The sequence below is a fragment of the Streptomyces pseudogriseolus genome (assembly GCA_002154585.1).
GTDB classification, from domain to species: domain Bacteria; phylum Actinomycetota; class Actinomycetes; order Streptomycetales; family Streptomycetaceae; genus Streptomyces; species Streptomyces pseudogriseolus.
Genome location: MUNG01000436.1, coordinates 1 through 16,183 on the forward strand (window position 1 = coordinate 1; position 16,183 = coordinate 16,183).

At 70.1% G+C, this 16,183-nt stretch carries 15 protein-coding genes and 1 riboswitch; of the genes, 13 read left to right on the plus strand and 2 right to left on the minus strand.

Annotation, left to right across the window (positions count from 1 at the left end):
• The first annotated feature begins 449 nt into the window (after positions 1-449).
• The 7 genes from rpsB (at position 450) to CCN29_RS36390 (ending at position 6,117) form a co-directional block, all read left to right on the plus strand.
• Positions 450-1,313: a 30S ribosomal protein S2 gene (gene rpsB / locus CCN29_RS30190; RefSeq protein ID WP_006136601.1), complete on the plus strand. Its 864-nt coding sequence runs from the start codon at positions 450-452 to the stop codon at positions 1,311-1,313.
• Positions 1,314-1,468: 155 nt separating this feature from the next.
• Positions 1,469-2,305 (plus strand): translation elongation factor Ts, encoded by an 837-nt coding sequence (gene tsf / locus CCN29_RS30195; RefSeq protein WP_006136600.1) that lies wholly within the window; start codon positions 1,469-1,471, stop codon positions 2,303-2,305.
• 191 nt (positions 2,306-2,496) lie between these two features.
• A complete protein-coding gene (gene pyrH / locus CCN29_RS30200; protein WP_006136599.1) occupies positions 2,497-3,255 on the plus strand; it encodes a UMP kinase in 759 nt (252 codons plus the stop codon).
• Positions 3,256-3,375: 120 nt separating this feature from the next.
• Positions 3,376-3,933, plus strand: a complete 558-nt coding sequence (frr, locus tag CCN29_RS30205; RefSeq protein WP_006136598.1) for a ribosome recycling factor — start codon at positions 3,376-3,378, stop codon at positions 3,931-3,933.
• Positions 3,933-5,057 (plus strand): phosphatidate cytidylyltransferase, encoded by a 1,125-nt coding sequence (locus tag CCN29_RS30210; protein WP_078592397.1) that lies wholly within the window; start codon positions 3,933-3,935, stop codon positions 5,055-5,057. The genes frr and CCN29_RS30210 overlap by 1 nt, the downstream gene beginning before the upstream one ends.
• Positions 5,058-5,274: 217 nt before the next feature.
• Positions 5,275-5,763: a cupin domain-containing protein gene (locus tag CCN29_RS30215; RefSeq protein WP_442538566.1), complete on the plus strand. Its 489-nt coding sequence runs from the start codon at positions 5,275-5,277 to the stop codon at positions 5,761-5,763.
• A 177-nt stretch (positions 5,764-5,940) separates the two neighbouring features.
• Positions 5,941-6,117 (plus strand): hypothetical protein, encoded by a 177-nt coding sequence (locus tag CCN29_RS36390; protein ID WP_242781457.1) that lies wholly within the window; start codon positions 5,941-5,943, stop codon positions 6,115-6,117.
• Between the two features lie 541 nt (positions 6,118-6,658).
• On the opposite strand, the gene CCN29_RS30225 is transcribed toward CCN29_RS36390, so the two are convergent.
• Positions 6,659-7,510 carry a nuclease-related domain-containing protein gene (locus tag CCN29_RS30225; protein ID WP_442538567.1) on the minus strand — a complete coding sequence of 284 codons (852 nt, stop codon included), beginning with the start codon at positions 7,508-7,510 and terminating at the stop codon, positions 6,659-6,661.
• Between the two features lie 199 nt (positions 7,511-7,709).
• Between CCN29_RS30225 and CCN29_RS30230 the strand changes: the two genes are divergently transcribed.
• The 6 genes from CCN29_RS30230 to CCN29_RS30255 all read left to right on the plus strand — a co-directional run bounded on the left by CCN29_RS30230 (position 7,710) and on the right by CCN29_RS30255 (position 15,079).
• Positions 7,710-8,831 carry a hypothetical protein gene (locus tag CCN29_RS30230; RefSeq protein ID WP_086685711.1) on the plus strand — a complete coding sequence of 374 codons (1,122 nt, stop codon included), beginning with the start codon at positions 7,710-7,712 and terminating at the stop codon, positions 8,829-8,831.
• A 285-nt stretch (positions 8,832-9,116) separates the two neighbouring features.
• The gene (gene rlmN, locus CCN29_RS30235) at positions 9,117-10,223 is read left to right on the plus strand and encodes a dual-specificity RNA methyltransferase RlmN (protein WP_006136593.1); all 1,107 of its coding nucleotides are present in this window, start codon (positions 9,117-9,119) and stop codon (positions 10,221-10,223) included.
• 24 nt (positions 10,224-10,247) lie between these two features.
• Positions 10,248-10,353: riboswitch (TPP riboswitch) on the plus strand.
• Between the two features lie 80 nt (positions 10,354-10,433).
• A complete protein-coding gene (locus CCN29_RS30240; protein ID WP_086685712.1) occupies positions 10,434-11,519 on the plus strand; it encodes a thiamine ABC transporter substrate-binding protein in 1,086 nt (361 codons plus the stop codon).
• Positions 11,516-13,171 carry an ABC transporter permease gene (locus CCN29_RS30245; RefSeq protein ID WP_442538568.1) on the plus strand — a complete coding sequence of 552 codons (1,656 nt, stop codon included), beginning with the start codon at positions 11,516-11,518 and terminating at the stop codon, positions 13,169-13,171. The genes CCN29_RS30240 and CCN29_RS30245 overlap by 4 nt, the downstream gene beginning before the upstream one ends.
• An 18-nt stretch (positions 13,172-13,189) precedes the next feature.
• Positions 13,190-14,257: an ABC transporter ATP-binding protein gene (locus tag CCN29_RS30250; RefSeq protein ID WP_086685718.1), complete on the plus strand. Its 1,068-nt coding sequence runs from the start codon at positions 13,190-13,192 to the stop codon at positions 14,255-14,257.
• Between the two features lie 24 nt (positions 14,258-14,281).
• Positions 14,282-15,079: a maleylpyruvate isomerase family mycothiol-dependent enzyme gene (locus CCN29_RS30255; protein ID WP_086685714.1), complete on the plus strand. Its 798-nt coding sequence runs from the start codon at positions 14,282-14,284 to the stop codon at positions 15,077-15,079.
• A 67-nt stretch (positions 15,080-15,146) separates the two neighbouring features.
• Here CCN29_RS30255 and CCN29_RS30260 read toward each other — a convergent pair whose 3' ends face one another.
• Complete coding sequence (locus CCN29_RS30260; RefSeq protein ID WP_006136588.1) at positions 15,147-15,815, minus strand: LAETG motif-containing sortase-dependent surface protein; 669 nt, start codon at positions 15,813-15,815, stop codon at positions 15,147-15,149.
• Positions 15,816-16,183: the final 368 nt, after the last annotated feature.

Genomic DNA, 16,183 nt, shown 5'->3' on the forward strand with positions numbered 1-16,183 from the left:
CCCCCACCCCGACCCCCACCGCGAACAGCCGTGACGCCGGCGGCGCCAGCAGCGCCGCCACGGTCAGGGCCACCACCAGCACCATCCGCACGCACGGCCTGCCCCACCCGCCCCGCGCAATCCGGTCGTCACGCCACCCACAGTCCTTGCTCCGTCCCTGTCGTCGCATGACGGAAGCGTCTCCCTGGGGCGTGATCTCCGCCGGGACCTGTGGACGGCCGGCCGGGTTGTGGACAACGGCGTCACCCGGCACCCCGCGGGTCCCGTACACTTCTGGTGGCGACCCGGGCCACCGGGTCGACTTCGCACGCCCCGACATCGGGACCGGTCACGGCCGTGGCCCGGTGTCAGCGCCCCTCGGTCCTTCGTGGCACGGCGCGTCGTGGGCGTCAGGCGCGGGAGCCGTCCGGCACCCGCGGCACAACCGAGAAATCCAAGGAGATACGGCCATGGCCGTCGTCACGATGCGGGAGCTGCTGGAAAGCGGCGTCCACTTCGGTCACCAGACCCGCCGTTGGAACCCGAAGATGAAGCGCTTCATCTTCACCGAGCGCAACGGCATCTACATCATCGACCTGCTCCAGTCGCTGTCGTACATCGACCGCGCCTACGAGTTCGTCAAGGAGACCGTCGCCCACGGCGGCACGGTCATGTTCGTCGGCACGAAGAAGCAGGCGCAGGAGGCCATCGCCGAGCAGGCCACCCGCGTCGGCATGCCCTACGTCAACCAGCGCTGGCTGGGCGGCATGCTCACCAACTTCTCGACCGTCTACAAGCGTCTGCAGCGCCTCAAGGAGCTCGAGCAGATCGACTTCGAGGACGTGGCCGCCTCCGGCCTCACCAAGAAGGAGCTGCTGGTCCTCTCCCGCGAGAAGGCGAAGCTGGAGAAGACCCTCGGCGGTATCCGCGAGATGCAGAAGGTGCCCAGCGCCGTCTGGATCGTGGACACCAAGAAGGAGCACATCGCGGTCGGCGAGGCCCGGAAGCTCAACATCCCGGTCGTCGCCATCCTCGACACCAACTGCGACCCCGACGAGGTCGACTACAAGATCCCGGGCAACGACGACGCGATCCGCTCCGTCACCCTGCTCACCCGCGTGATCGCCGACGCCGTGGCCGAGGGCCTCATCGCCCGCTCCGGCGGCGGCGAGGGCAAGGGCGAGAAGGCCGCCGGCGAGCCGCTGGCCGAGTGGGAGCGCGACCTGCTCGAGGGCGAGAAGAAGGGCGAGGAGGCCGCTCCGGCCGCCGCCGAGGGCGAGAAGCCGGCCGAGGCGCCCGCCGCCGAGGCCGAGGCCCCGGCCGAGCAGGCCTGACCGCTCCGTCAGAGCCGATGACGGCGGGAGCGGTGACATGACGTCCGCTCCCGCCGTTCACCCGTAGACCGGCGGTGGCCCGGGACCCGCCCGTGCGGCGGTCCCGCCCCGCCGATCTTCGCACCCTCCAGACTTCGAGAAAGATTCACAGACTCATGGCGAACTACACCGCCGCCGACGTCAAGAAGCTCCGGGAGCTCACCGGCGCCGGCATGATGGACTGCAAGAAGGCGCTGGACGAGGCCGACGGCAACGTCGAGAAGGCCGTCGAGGCGCTCCGCATCAAGGGCCAGAAGGGCGTCGCCAAGCGCGAGGGCCGCTCCGCCGAGAACGGCGCCGTGGTCTCCGTCATCGCCGACGACAACTCCTCCGGCGTCATCGTCGAGCTGAAGTGCGAGACGGACTTCGTCGCCAAGGGCGAGAAGTTCCAGGGCGTCGCCACCGCGATCGCCGAGCACGTCGCCAAGACCTCCCCGGCCGACCTCGAGGCGCTGCTCGCCTCCGAGATCGAGGCCGGCAAGACCGTCCAGGCGTTCGTGGACGAGGCCAACGCCAACCTCGGCGAGAAGATCGTCCTGGACCGCTTCGCGCAGTTCGCCGACGGCTACGTGACGGCGTACATGCACCGCACGATGCCCGACCTGCCGCCGCAGATCGGTGTGCTCGTCGAGCTCGACAAGCCGAACGCCGAGATCGCCAAGGGCGTCGCCCAGCACATCGCCGCCTTCGCGCCGAAGTACCTCTCCAAGGAGGACGTGCCGGCCGAGGTCGTCGAGTCCGAGCGTCGCATCGCCGAGGAGACCACCCGCGCCGAGGGCAAGCCCGAGGCCGCGATCGCCAAGATCGTCGAGGGTCGCCTCAACGGCTTCTTCAAGGACGCCACGCTGCTCGGCCAGCCCTACGCGCTGGACAACAAGAAGTCCGTCCAGAAGGTGCTGGACGAGGCCGGTGTCACCCTGAAGCGCTTCTCGCGCATCAAGGTCGGCATCTGAGTCCGTACCGCGACGGGCGCGCGACCCCGATAGGGTCGACAGCAGTCGTTCGGACACGCGTCCACGCACGCGCGCTTGCCGGGCGACAGCAGATCTGACGAGGAGGCCATTGCCGCATGGGATGCGAACCACACCCCACCGGCAATGGTCTTCTTCGTATGTGCAACACGTGAAAGAGGCGGGATTCGACCATGACGACCAAGGCTGAGAAGAGCGACGACGGCAAAGTGCGCGGCCGGTTTCTGCTGAAGCTGTCCGGGGAGGCCTTCTCCGGAGGCGGAGGCCTGGGCGTCGATCCCGACGTGGTGCACGCCATCGCCCGTGAGATCGCGGCCGTCGTACGGGACGGCGCGCAGATCGCGATCGTGATCGGCGGCGGCAATTTCTTCCGCGGAGCCGAGCTCCAGGTGCGCGGCATGGACCGCGCCCGCTCCGACTACATGGGCATGCTCGGCACAGTGATGAACTGCCTGGCCCTCCAGGACTTCCTGGAGAAGGAGGGCGTCGACTGCCGCGTGCAGACCGCCATCACCATGGGCCAGGTCGCCGAGCCGTACATCCCGCTGCGCGCCGTGCGCCACCTGGAGAAGGGCCGCGTGGTCATCTTCGGCGCCGGTATGGGCATGCCGTACTTCTCCACCGACACCACCGCCGCGCAGCGCGCCCTCGAGATCGACGCCGAGGCGCTCCTCATGGGCAAGAACGGTGTCGACGGGGTCTACGACTCCGACCCCAAGACCAACCCCGACGCCGTCAAGTTCGACGCCCTTGGCTACGGCGAGGTCATCACCCGGAACCTCAAGGTCGCCGACGCCACGGCCGTCACCCTCTGCCGTGACAACAGCCTGCCGATCGTCGTGTTCGAACTCCTGCAGGAGGGCAACATCGCCCGCGCCGTCAAGGGTGAGAAGATCGGCACCACGGTGGGTGACCAGGCCGGTCGCAACTGACCGGGGGATGGACAATGTCCTGCCGGTCGTGAACCGTGCAGGAAGAAGACGCGACGCAGCCGGCCGCCGCCCCGACCGAGGACCGCAGCCGGGCCTACTCAAGACACGCAGGAGCAAGTGGTGATCGAAGAGACCCTCCTCGAGGCCGAGGAGAAGATGGAGAAGGCCGTCGTGGTCGCCAAGGAGGACTTCGCCGCGATCCGCACCGGCCGTGCGCACCCGGCGATGTTCAACAAGATCGTGGCCGACTACTACGGCGCGCCGACGCCGATCAACCAGCTGGCCTCGTTCTCCGTGCCCGAGCCGCGCATGGCCGTGGTGACCCCGTTCGACAAGAGCGCCCTGCGCAACATCGAGCAGGCGATCCGTGACTCCGACCTGGGCGTCAATCCGAGCAACGACGGCAACATCATCCGGGTGGTGTTCCCCGAGCTGACCGAGGAGCGCCGGCGCGAGTACATCAAGGTCGCCAAGGGCAAGGGCGAGGACGCGAAGATCTCGATCCGTTCCGTGCGCCGCAAGGCCAAGGAGGCCATCGACAAGCTGATCAAGGACGGCGAGGTCGGCGAGGACGAGGGCCGCCGTGCGGAGAAGGAGCTCGACGACACCACGGCGAAGTACGTCGCCCAGGTGGACGAGCTCCTCAAGCACAAGGAAGCGGAGCTGCTCGAGGTCTGATGAACGACTCTTCCTGGGGGACGCCGCAGACCGGGTACTGGGGGCCGTCCGATCACGGACCCGGACGGGGAGCTGCCCCGGCGGGTCCCGCGTACGATGCGCACAACGCACAGCAGACGCGCCCCATGCCCGTCGTGCCCGACGTACCCGAACACGGCGTCGACCAGGATGCGGACCGGGGGGCTGCTCGGCTGAGCGGCCCCCTGTTCCGAGACGAGCCGACGCGGGCCCGCCCCCTGCCGGGGGAGGTGCCGCAGAATCCGGAGCCCATGCCCCACGCCCCGCAGCCGGCCCCCGCACCGCAGAAGAAGAGCGCGGGGCGGGACCTCGGTGCGGCGATAGGCGTCGGCGTCGGACTCGGCGCGGTCATCGTCGCGTCGCTGTTCGTCGTCAAGGCCGTCTTCGTCGGGGTCATCGCCGTCGCCGTGGTGGTGGGCCTGTGGGAGCTGACGACGCGGCTGGACGAACGCAAGGGCATCAAGGCGCCCCTCGTCCCGCTGGCGCTGGGCGGCGCGGCCATGGTCGTCGCCGGGTACGCCCGGGGCGCGGAGGGGGCGTGGGTCGCCATGGCGCTCACCACGCTGGCGGTGCTGGTGTGGCGCATGACGGCACCGCCGGAGGGCTACCTGAAGGACGTCACCGCCGGCGTCTTCGCGGCGTTCTACGTCCCCTTCCTGGCGACGTTCGTCGCGATGCTGCTGAAGGCCGAGGACGGCCCGTGGCGCGTGCTGACCTTCCTGGTGCTCACCGTGGTCAGCGACACCGGCGCGTACGCGGTCGGCTGGCGCTTCGGCAAGCGCAAGCTCGCCCCGCGCATCAGCCCCGGCAAGACCCGCGAGGGCCTGCTGGGCGCGGTCGCCTTCTCGATGGCGGCGGGCGCGCTGTGCATGCAGTTTCTGATCGACGACGGCCAGTGGTGGCAGGGCCTGCTGCTCGGCCTCGCGGTCGCGGCGAGTGCCACGCTGGGCGACCTCGGCGAGTCGATGATCAAGCGTGACCTCGGCATCAAGGACATGGGCACCCTGCTCCCCGGACACGGCGGCATCATGGACCGCCTGGACTCCCTTCTGCCGACGGCCCCGGTGGTCTGGCTCCTGCTGGCCATCTTCGTCGGCACGGCCTGAGGTAGCGTTCCCGGCCTTGCAGAGCGCAGAGCGGGCCCTCCGTCCTTCACCGAGGACGGGGGGCCCGCTCGCGTGTCACGCCCTGCCGTCGGTCCTCTTCCTTCACCATGCCGATGGCCGGAGAGAGCCCGCCGGGCGCCTCTCGTGCATCGGAAATAGAGTGACAGGAGACGGCGAAACCGGAATCTGGGAGGCCGTTATGGGGGCTCTCCGCTTCGTGGTCGCACCGGACGAGGGCAAGTCGATCTGGCTCGAGGGCATGGGAGTCGATTTCAAGGTCTGGGGCGAGGAGACCGGCAACCAGTTCTCGATCGTCGAGCACCCCATCGAGCCGGGCCGTCTCGTACCGCCGCACGTGCACAGCCGCGAGGACGAGTTCTCGTTCGTCCTGCAGGGCAGGGTCGGTGCACGAGTGGGCGACGAGGAGGCCACGGCAGGTCCGGGCTCGTACATCCTCAAACCGCAAGGGATCCTGCATACCTTCTGGAATGCCGGACCGGAACCGGCGAGGATCTTGGAGATCATTTCCCCCGCGGGCTTCGAGCGCTTCTTCGACGCGCTGGGGACGGCCGGCGAGACGGCCTCGGATCCTGCCGAGTTCCTCCAGCGCCGGGCCGAGCTGGGCGAGCAGTACGCTCTCGGGTTCTCCGACGAGTGGGTCGCCGAACTCACAGACAGATACCAACTCAAGCTTCTCGGTGAATGACTGAACCAGCTCTCTCGACCACCAGGTCGAGGTCCGGCTGGATGAGTGACCGGCAACCGACGAGTGATCACCGCCAGTCCGTCCTAAGCCACTCAAGGGCCACCGCCGATGACCACCACACCGGGCGCCGTCCCCCCGGACGGGGGCCCGGTGCCGTAGGGGGCATAAGATCACCGCGTGGCGAGAGCGAGGCGGGGAGACGACGGCAGGTACCACGGCGACCTTCCCTGCCGCTGGTGTGACGCGCTCCTCGACCAGAACGGCCGCCGCAGATCACGCCTCTACTGCGGCCCCTGGCACCGCACGAAGACCTATGCCGCGAACATCGGCGCCTTGATCGCCGGCATGTTCTGAGCCCGACCGGTCACGACGATCACCGGTCCGGTGGGTGACTCCGCCTGCGCTGGTGGACCTCGGTGGCCGCACTGTTCGCGGTGGCAGCGGGGGCCGCGGCAGGTCGCGGAGCCTCGAACGCGCGGGATCGGGGCGTGCTTTCGGCGTGCGTGGGCGTGGCGGCTGTCGGATGCGCGCTCGAGATGCTCAGGCGACGGGTGGAGGAGGGCCCGGACGGGCTGCGGTTCCGCACCGTACTGCGGTGGCGGACGCTGGAGTGGAACGACATCCACCGCCTGGAGGACCTACGGGTCGCCGCTCCCGACTCCCGCATCAGAACCCCGAGCCGCGGGTCGCGGCCGCATTGCGCGGCGGCTCCGTGATCCCGGTGCCCGTGCCATGGACCGGAGTCGCCGACGCGGACGACTTCGAGAAGCAGCTGTCCCCGCTGCGAGCGCTGCATGTCCGGTACGGGCGCGGGAGTTTGAAGCCATAGCTCGCAACGCTCGGCGAACTGCCTGCCTGGTACAGACGTGGGCTGATGCCGGGGGCACTGCAGAGATCAAGCCGCCGACCACGCACGGCGATGGCGGGCGATGGCGTAGATTCGCTCGACTTCGTCCTTGGTCAACACACCGCGGAGAGGAGCAAGGGCTGACACCTCTCGTGCGCGGTACACCCGTACGGTGAGCTGGGTCGCGATGACCTTCAGGTCCGTAACGCCGACGAAGACCAGAACGGGTTCCACGGGGACGGCGAAGCCGCAGTGGTGCTCGAGCACCCGCTGCACGCGCTTCGCCTCGGCCCGGCTCTTGCGGAGGTACGGCTCGGGGCGCCCGCGGTCGACCCTCACTGCGTCGTCGCCCACCCACACCGCCTTCCGCGGATGATTCTTCGTGTTGACGGTGAACACCCCGCCGGGCCCCATCAACAGGTGGTCGAGGTCCACGTGACGCGGCAGCGGTACGGAATGCAGCACGCGCCACCCATGACGTCGCAGCCGATCGAGTTCAGCGCCTGCACGGCGTTCGCCCGTCATGCCCTTGCGCCAGGAATCTCCGTCGGCCGGACGGCCCTGGATCCGAGCGAGAACGCGCGTCATGAGACCCGCCGAGGTCTCGGTGACCTTGGGCAGCAAAGCGGTGCCGGGCGAGTTGAGGGCGAGGTCGTCATCAGGGGTCAGAGGTGGCAGCACAGGTGCGGGCGCCGGGATTTCGGACGGTGCCGACGCATCGGTCGCGGTGGACAAGTGCTCCCGCAGCACGGCCATGACCGCGTTACGGTGCTCAGTCAGACGGATGGTGATGCTTCCCGTCTTGCAGTCGGCCCAGCCTGCGGCAGTGCCGTCGGGCAGATTCGCGTACAGCCGGTCGTGCCCATGCCGTTTCCACCGCACCACCTTGAGCTCACCCACGATCCAGGCCTCCTCGACGGCGACGCAGCCATCGCAGCTATCGCAGCAACCGGGCTCCGGGTCCACAAGAGCGCGATCGCGCCCCCATGGGCGATGGGGCTGCTCAGGCCCAGGGGGGCGGGAGAACTCGCGCGAATGCGCCCCCGCCAAGGCGTCCGGCGGTCGTACCCACTCGCCTGTGGTCGAGGATGATGCCCGCATGAATGATCAGGTTCCCGCCGCCATTCCGGCGCTGGTGTTCGATCGGGAGTACGTACCCGTGCTCGTCGGCGGCTCGGCAGCACCCAGGCGTTTCACGGTGGGCGGTGCCAGTGTCGTCATGGGCCCGGCCGCAATGCTGATCATCGCGGAAGCGAGTGGCGCACCCGCCAGAAGCGGTGTCTGGAACGCCGAGAGGTTCCGCTTGATCGGGCCCGCTCCGGCACCGGTCACAGAGCGACTCATGGGGGCGCCTTGGGGTGTGGACGAAAGGGCGTCGCCGATCCACATCGCAGTCCGCGTCGAAGGTGAAGCTCTGTACCTGGGCACCGCCCGGGTAAGACAGGCCGGCACCACCGACGGCGTTCTCACCGACTGTGAACTGCGCTTGGAAGCACCCTTGAGCAGAGAACTCCTCGACCGAGTGCGCCCACCACTTCCACCCGGGCACGTGCCGGACTTGCGGTGGCTCGGGAATGTGAACGGTGACCGTGAGGCAGCTCTTGAGCAGTTCGTCACCGGCTGGTACCCGACCGAGGACGCCACCGAATCGCCTGTCGGCGACTCCGCGTCACGCCTTCCCGGTGGACTGAGACAGCTGTACCGGCTCGCGAAGCAGCGGCCGGGTGCCCTCGGAACCCAGAACAAGATCCTGCCCGAGCCGGACCTGCTCACCGACCATCTCGGGGAGATGCTCGTCTTCGGCGTCGAGAACCAGGGGGGCTTCTTCTGGTCACTCCCGTGGACGCTTGAGGAACCTGAAGCCGATCCGACTGTCTGGTTCCGTGAACTCGACGGGCAGCTGATCGCCGAACAAGAAGCGCTCAGCGGCTTCCTGATCCAGTTCTCCCTCTACGAGGCCTCCATGGGCGCCGAATACCTCGCCCTGCCCCGCGAACTCACTGCACCACAGGTCGAGCAACTCACGGGGGCGCTGCACCTTGTGCCCCTGCGTCCCTTCTGGCCCTGGGCACCCACCCGCTTCTACGTGGCCCCCGGCCTCGTCATGCATGTCAGCAGCGAGGACGGCGAAGCATTCCATGCCTGGGCCGGCGCCACCCACCGCAGCGCCCTGAACCCGCTGGCCGACCTCCCTGTCGACTGGAACCGCTTCGATGGCTGATCGCCTCAAGAGACCAACTGACGGCCCGCCATGGTGATCACCTCAGTTGCCGAGTGGTCAACGGGCTGGCCGGGCCGTCCCCCGGACGCTAGGCGGTCCACTCGGTGCCGGGCGGTCGCTGACCTGCCCGGTCACCGCTGCCCATCTGTGTCAGGCCTCAGGCACCGCCCCACGGCCCCCGGCCGACGCCCTCGAGTCCACCGCCGAAGCCGTCACGCAGTGCGCGGCAGCCGTGGCGGACGACACCCCAGGCCACCCATGTCGATCTGCGACACTGGTACAGCCATGCCTAAGCCCGGAGAACTTACATTCGTCGCGCCGCGCGGAGCCAAGAAGCCGCCGCGGCATCTTGCCGATCTCACGCCTGCCGAGCGCAAGGAGGCGGTTGTCGCGGTCGGTGAGAAGCCGTTCCGTGCCAAGCAGCTCTCGCAGCACTACTTCGCGCGGTACGCGCACGATCCGGAGCAGTGGACCGACATCCCCGCCGGCTCGCGCGGGAAGCTGCGCGAGGCCCTGCTTCCCGAGCTGATGAGCGTCGTGCGGCATCTGTCGACCGACCAGGGGACGACCCGCAAGACGCTGTGGAAGCTGTTCGACGGGACGCTCGTCGAGTCCGTGCTGATGCGGTACCCGGACCGGGTCACGATGTGCATCAGCTCGCAGGCCGGGTGCGGCATGAACTGTCCGTTCTGCGCGACCGGGCAGGCGGGTCTCGACCGGAATCTGTCCACCGCCGAGATCGTCCACCAGATCGTGGACGGCATGCGGGCGCTGCGGGACGGTGAGGTGCCCGGCGGGCCGGCGCGGCTCAGCAACATCGTGTTCATGGGCATGGGCGAGCCCCTCGCCAACTACAACCGCGTCGTCGGCGCCATCCGCCGGCTCACCGACCCCGAGCCGGACGGGCTCGGGCTGTCGCAGCGCGGGATCACCGTGTCGACGGTGGGGCTGGTGCCGGCCGTCCACCGGTTCTCCGACGAGGGCTTCAAGTGCCGGCTGGCGATCTCCCTGCACGCCCCCGACGACGAGCTGCGCGACACCCTCGTCCCCGTGAACACGCGGTGGAAGGTGCGCGAGGTGCTCGACGCCGGGTTCGAGTACGCGGCGAAGTCGGGGCGCCGGCTGTCCATCGAGTACGCGCTGATCCGGGACATCAACGACCAGGCGTGGCGTGGTGACCGGCTTGGGCGGCTGCTCAAGGGGCGTCCCGTGCACGTCAACCTCATCCCGCTCAACCCGACGCCCGGGTCCAAGTGGACCGCGTCGCGGCCCGAGGACGAGAAGGCGTTCGTCGAGGCGATCGCCGCGCACGGTGTGCCGGTCACGATCCGGGACACCCGTGGTCAGGAGATCGACGGGGCGTGTGGTCAGCTCGCCGCCACCGAGCGGTAGTCTGACCGGCGTCAACACATCTGCATATTCCGACAGGGGAGCGCCACAGCGCTGAGAGTGCGGCACCGGCCGCAGACCCTCCGAACCTGGCCCAGGTCATTCTGGGTAGGGAGATCGGTCATCACTCGAGCTGTTGCGCCCTGCCCGGCGCCCCGACCAGGGGTTCCGGGCAGGGCCGCGTCTCTTCCTGGTCACTCCAGGAGGAATCAAGTGGGTATCACCAAGAAGGTCACGGTCCTGGCCGTCGGGCTGGGGCTCGTCACGCTGTCCGCCTGCGGGTCGTCCGGCGGGGACGACAGCGGCGGGAGCGGCGGTTCCAAGACCGTGACCCTCGTCAGTCACAACTCGTGGGCCGTGTCCGAGGACGTCGTTGCCGCCTTCGAGAAGCAGTCCGGCTACAAGCTCAAGGTCCTCGAGGACGGCGACGCAGGCCAGGCCGTGAACAAGGCGATCCTGACCAAGGACAACCCCCAGGGCGACGTCTTCTTCGGCGTCGACAACACCCTGCTGTCCCGCGCCCTCGACAACGGGCTGTTCCAGTCCTACGAGGCCAAGGGCTCCGACCGGATCCGGCCCGAGTACCGGGTCGACGAGGACAAGCACCGGGTCACCCCCGTCGACACCGGCGACATCTGCGTCAACTACGACAAGGCGTGGTTCGAGCAGAAGAAGCTGACCCCGCCGAAGACCTTCGACGACCTGGTCGAGCCCGCGTACAAGGACCTCCTCGTCGTCGAGAACGCCGCCACCTCCTCGCCCGGCCTCGGCTTCCTGCTCGGCACGGCCGCCCAGTACGGGGACGAGGGGTGGGAGGGCTACTGGAAGAAGCTCAAGGACAACGGCGTCAAGGTCGTCGACGGCTGGGAGCAGGCGTACAACGAGGAGTTCTCCGGCTCGGCCGGCGGCAAGGAGGCCAAGGCCGACCGGCCGCTCGTCGTGTCGTACGCCTCCTCGCCGCCCGCCGAGGTCATCTACGCCGACCCGCGGCCGGACACCGCGCCCACCGGCGTCGCCGAGGGCACCTGCTTCCGGCAGGTCGAGTACGCGGGTCTGCTGAGCAACGCGAAGAACCCCGAGGGCGGCAAGGCGCTGCTCGACTTCATGGCCGGGCAGACCTTCCAGGAGGACATGCCGCTCAGCATGTTCGTCTACCCGGTGCGCGAGGGTGCGAAGGTGCCCGCGGAGTTCGTGAAGTTCGGGCCGCAGGCGAAGGAGCCCCGGACCATGGACCCGGCGAAGATCGCCGAGAACCGTGACCAGTGGGTCAAGTCGTGGACCTCGCTCGTACTGAAGTGAGCCCGCGCCGCCCCGGCTGGTGGCGCCGCAACGCGGCCCGGCTCGGTCTGATGGCCGTGCCGGCCGTGTTCTTCGCCGTCTTCTTCGCCTACCCGGTCGCCGCGATCGTCGCCCGGGGGCTCAAGGCCGACGGCGGCTGGCAGCCGGGGCGGATCGCGGACGTGCTGGCCCAGTCCGACATCCGTCAGGTGCTGTGGTTCACCACCTGGCAGGCCCTCGTCTCCACGGCCCTCACCCTGGTGATCGCCCTGCCCGGCGCCTACGCCCTGGCCCGGTTCGACTTTCCCGGCAAACAGGTGCTGCGGGCGGTGATCACCGTGCCGTTCGTGCTGCCCACGGTCGTCGTCGGCACGGCGTTCATGGCGCTCGTCGGGCGCGGCGGGCTGCTCGACGAGATGTGGGGCGTACGCCTCGACACCACGGTCTGGGCGATCCTCCTCGCGCACGTCTTCTTCAACTACGCCGTCGTTGTCCGCACCGTCGGCGGGCTGTGGGCGCAGCTCGACCCGCGGCAGGAGGAGGCCGCGCGGATGCTCGGCGCCTCCCGCCTCACCGCCTGGCGCACCGTCACCCTCCCGGCGCTCGCGCCCGCCGTGGCCGCCGCCGCGCTGATGGTCTTCCTCTTCACCTTCACCTCGTTCGGCGTGGTGCAGATCCTCGGCGGACCCACGTTCTCCACGCTGGAGGTGGAGATCTACCGGCAGACCGCCGACGTCTTCGACCTGTCCACGGCCGCCGTCCTCACGCTGATCCAGTTCGCCGCCGTCGGCGCGATCCTCGCCCTGCACGCCTGGACCGTGCGGCGCCGCGAGACCGCGCTGCGGCTGGTCGACGCCTCCGTGACCGCCCGCCGCCCGCGCGGCGCCGGACAGTGGGCGCTGCTCGGCGGGGTCGTCGCCACGGTCGCCGTCCTCCTGCTGCTGCCGCTCGCCGTGCTGGTGCAGCGTTCCTTCGGCGACGCCGGCCTCGCCTACTACCGGGCGCTGACCGAGGCGGACGGCGGGGTGTTCCTGGTCGCCCCGATCGAGGCGGTCGGCAACTCCCTGCGCTACGCCGTCGCCGCCACCGCCATCGCCGTGGTGATCGGCGGTCTCGCCGCCGTCGCGCTGACCCGGCGGGACGCGGGACGGCTGGTGCGCGGCTTCGACGCGCTGCTGATGCTGCCGCTCGGCGTGTCCGCCGTGACCGTCGGGTTCGGCTTCCTCATCGCCCTGGACGAGCCCCCGCTGGACCTGCGCGCCTCCTGGATCCTGGTGCCGCTCGCGCAGGCGCTGGTCGGCGTCCCCTTCGTCGTACGGACCATGCTGCCGGTGCTGCGGGCGGTGGACGTGCGGCTGCGGGAGGCGGCGTCGGTGCTGGGGGCGTCGCCGTGGCGGGCGTGGCGGGAGGTGGACCTGCCGCTGGTGCGGAGGGCGCTGCTGATCGCCGCCGGGTTCGCCTTCGCGGTGTCCCTGGGGGAGTTCGGGGCGACGGTGTTCATCGCGCGGCCGGACAACCCCACTCTGCCGGTGGCCGTGGCGCGGCTGCTGGGACGGCCCGGGGACCTCAACTACGGGCAGGCGATGGCCCTGTCGACGCTTCTGATGATCGTGTGCGCCGTGGCCCTGCTGGTGCTGGAGCGGCTGCGCACCGACCGGACGGGGGAGTTCTAGATGCCCACCGACAGCCCGATGCCCGTCAGCAGCCCGACGCCCGCCGACAGCCCGACGCCCACCGGCAGCCTGCTGCGCATCGAAGCCGCGACCGTCCGCTTCGGCGGGCGGGCCGCGTTGGACGCCGTCGGCCTCGACGTCGCCGAGCACGAGATCGTGTGCGTGCTCGGGCCCAGCGGCAGCGGCAAGTCCACGCTGCTGCGCGCGGTCGCCGGACTCCAGCCTCTGCACGCGGGGCGGGTCCTGCTCGACGGACGGGACCAGGCGGGCGTGCCCGCGCACAAGCGGGGCGTCGGGCTGATGTTCCAGGACCACCAGCTGTTCCCGCAGCGGGACGTGGGCGGCAACGTCGCCTTCGGCCTGCGCATGCACGGCGCGCCGCGCGCCGAACAGACGCGGCGGGTGGCCGAGTTGCTGGACCTGGTCGGGCTGCCCGGGGCGTCCGGGCGGGCCGTCGCCGCCCTGTCCGGTGGCGAGCAGCAGCGCGTCGCGCTCGCCCGCGCCCTCGCACCCAGCCCGCGGCTGCTGATGCTCGACGAGCCGCTCGGTCAGCTCGACCGGTCGCTGAGGGAGCGGCTCGTCGTCGAACTGCGTGAGCTGTTCGGCCGGCTGGGCACCACCGTGCTGGCCGTGACGCACGACCAGGGGGAGGCGTTCGCCCTGGCCGACCGGGTGGTGGTGATGCGGGACGGGCGGATCGCCCAGTCCGGCACGCCTCTCGAGGTGTGGCAGCGGCCCGCCGACGCCTTCGTGGCCCGCTTTCTCGGCTTCGAGAACGTCGTCGAGGCGTCCGTCGCCGACGGCGTGGCCGTCACCCCCTGGGGCAAGGTGCCGGTGCCGCCGGACGCGCCCGAGGGCACGCGGCCGCTGCTGGTCCGGCCCGCCGGCGTCCGGCTGGTCCCGGCCGGGGAGGGACTGCGCTGCACGGTGACCGCGCGCACCTTCCGCGGCACCCATGTCGCCGTGCGGCTCCAGCCGGAGAACGCGCCCGTGCTGGAGGCGGCCTGCGCCCTGCGGGACGCCCCGGACGTCGGGGACGTCACCGGCGTGGAGTTCGACGGCGCGGAAATCACTGTCCTGGGCTGATCACCGGTGCCTAGGGTGAGCGGCATGACTCGACTCGCCCACGAACGCTACTGCGTCGAAATCACCCACCAGGTCGGGCAGTTGAGGGCGGTGGTGACCTCCGGCACGGATCTGTCCCGCACCGTGCCGACCACGCCCGACTGGTCCGTGGAACAGCTCGTGCGGCACCTCGGCGGCGCCCTGCGCTGGGTGGCCCTCATGGTGCGGACCGGGGCCGAGAAGGAGGTCCCGGAGGAGGAGGTGCCGGGCTTCGAGGGGCCGGAGGCGCGCGGTGACGCCGCCGCGCTGGACGCCTGGCTGGCGGAGAGCGGTGACCTGGTCGTGTCCGCGCTGCGGGCGGCGGGGCCGGACGCGCGGGTGTGGAGCTGGGCGGGGACCGACGACGCCGGCTTCTGGGCCCGCCGTATGACCCACGAGGTGACCGTGCACCGCGCGGACGCCACGCTCGCCGCCGGGCTGCCCTACGAGGTGGCGCCGGAGGTGGCCGCCGACGCGGTCGACGAGTGGCTGGAGATCGTTATGTGGGCGCAGCGGACGCTGCCCGACGACGCGGTGCACGGGCTGCGCGGCCCCCTGCGCACGATCCACCTGCACGCCACCGACACCCCGCCCGGTGTGAACGCCGAGTACCTGATCCGGCTGGACGAGGACGGGGTCTCCTGGCGCCACGGCCACGAGAAGGCCACGGTCGCGCTGCGCGGGCCCCTCACCTGGGTGCTGCTCGCCTTCTACCGCCGCATCCCGCTGGACGATCCCCGCATCGAGGTGCTCGGCGAGCGCGCGCTGCTCGACACCTGGCTGGAGCGGACCACGTTCGGCTGACCGGCCGGCAACGGCGTACGGCCCGCCCCCGGTTCGGGGACGGGCCGCAAGCCGGTTCCGTGAGGCGTCAGCGCTGGCTGTTCGCCCCGCGGCGGCGCATGCCGAAGAACACGGCGCCGCCACCGAGGACGACCAGGGCCGCGGCCACGCCGGCGATCATGCCGGTGTTGGAGTTGGCGCCGGTCTCGGCGAGGTTGGACTCACCGGCCGGGGACGGGGCGTTGTCCGACGTGTCCGCCGGGGGAGCGCTCTCGCTGGTGCTCTCCGACGGGGCCGGGCTCGGCTCCTCGCTCTCCTCGGCCGGGGCCGAGGTCTCCTCCGACGGCGTGGGCTCGGGGGACGGGGTCTCCTCGTCCTCCTTGCACGGCGTCGACGGCGTGGTCAGGTTCGGCTTGATGTCCTCGTCCACGTACGGCTTGGCCGACACGTGGATGCGGTACTCGGCGTTGGGCTTCCAGTCCTCCTCGAAGGTGATGGTGGTGCCCTCCTTGGACCCCTTGACCACCTGCTCGCCGATCTTCTCGATGTCGGCGCCGTTGTTCTGGAGGAACACGGTCACGGTGGCGGGGACGCCGGCCGGGTCGACGTCGGTGACGGTGATGACACCCTTGTCACCTTCGCACTTGGCCTCGGCCGAGAACTCGTTGATGTTGCACGCCGCGGCGTTGCCGGCGGCACCGAGCGCGAGCGCGGCGGCCGCGGAGACGACACCGAGGGCGCGCACGGAGCGGGTCACGGAACGGCGTGATACGGACAGAACTGCCACGTTTGTCCTTTACATGATGCGCAAATGCGGGGGGTTGAGGGAGGGGTGATGGAAAATCAGCACTCCCATGAGGCTCCCAGGTCTATAAGCGTCGCATAAGTAGTGTCAACGCATATGCCTACCGGGGAGCCGGGCTTTGCCTAGTCGTTAACCATCCGCACGTTTACCCGCCCTCGAAACCGCAACGATCCGGCCGCAGCGTCCGGGAACGGTCACCGACCGTGTGCGGCGGGGGAGTTGCCGTGACGTCCGGTCAACAGGCAGGTCACCAGCTTACGTTGCCTCCGCTCACGGGAACGCGGCAGGGGCGGGGTGCTCGCGCGAGCACCCCGCCCCTG

What these genes read in the sequence shown, in the direction of transcription:
- CCN29_RS30210 (WP_078592397.1), top strand. Translation starts at nt 3,933, where the DNA reads ATGAACGACTCTTCCTGGGGGACGCCGCAGACCGGGTACTGGGGGCCG.
- rpsB (WP_006136601.1), top strand. Translation starts at nt 450, where the DNA reads ATGGCCGTCGTCACGATGCGGGAGCTGCTGGAAAGCGGCGTCCACTTC.
- CCN29_RS30230 (WP_086685711.1), top strand. Translation starts at nt 7,710, where the DNA reads ATGAATGATCAGGTTCCCGCCGCCATTCCGGCGCTGGTGTTCGATCGG.
- rlmN (WP_006136593.1), top strand. Translation starts at nt 9,117, where the DNA reads ATGCCTAAGCCCGGAGAACTTACATTCGTCGCGCCGCGCGGAGCCAAG.
- CCN29_RS30255 (WP_086685714.1), top strand. Translation starts at nt 14,282, where the DNA reads ATGACTCGACTCGCCCACGAACGCTACTGCGTCGAAATCACCCACCAG.
- tsf (WP_006136600.1), top strand. Translation starts at nt 1,469, where the DNA reads ATGGCGAACTACACCGCCGCCGACGTCAAGAAGCTCCGGGAGCTCACC.
- CCN29_RS30250 (WP_086685718.1), top strand. Translation starts at nt 13,190, where the DNA reads ATGCCCGTCAGCAGCCCGACGCCCGCCGACAGCCCGACGCCCACCGGC.
- pyrH (WP_006136599.1), top strand. Translation starts at nt 2,497, where the DNA reads ATGACGACCAAGGCTGAGAAGAGCGACGACGGCAAAGTGCGCGGCCGG.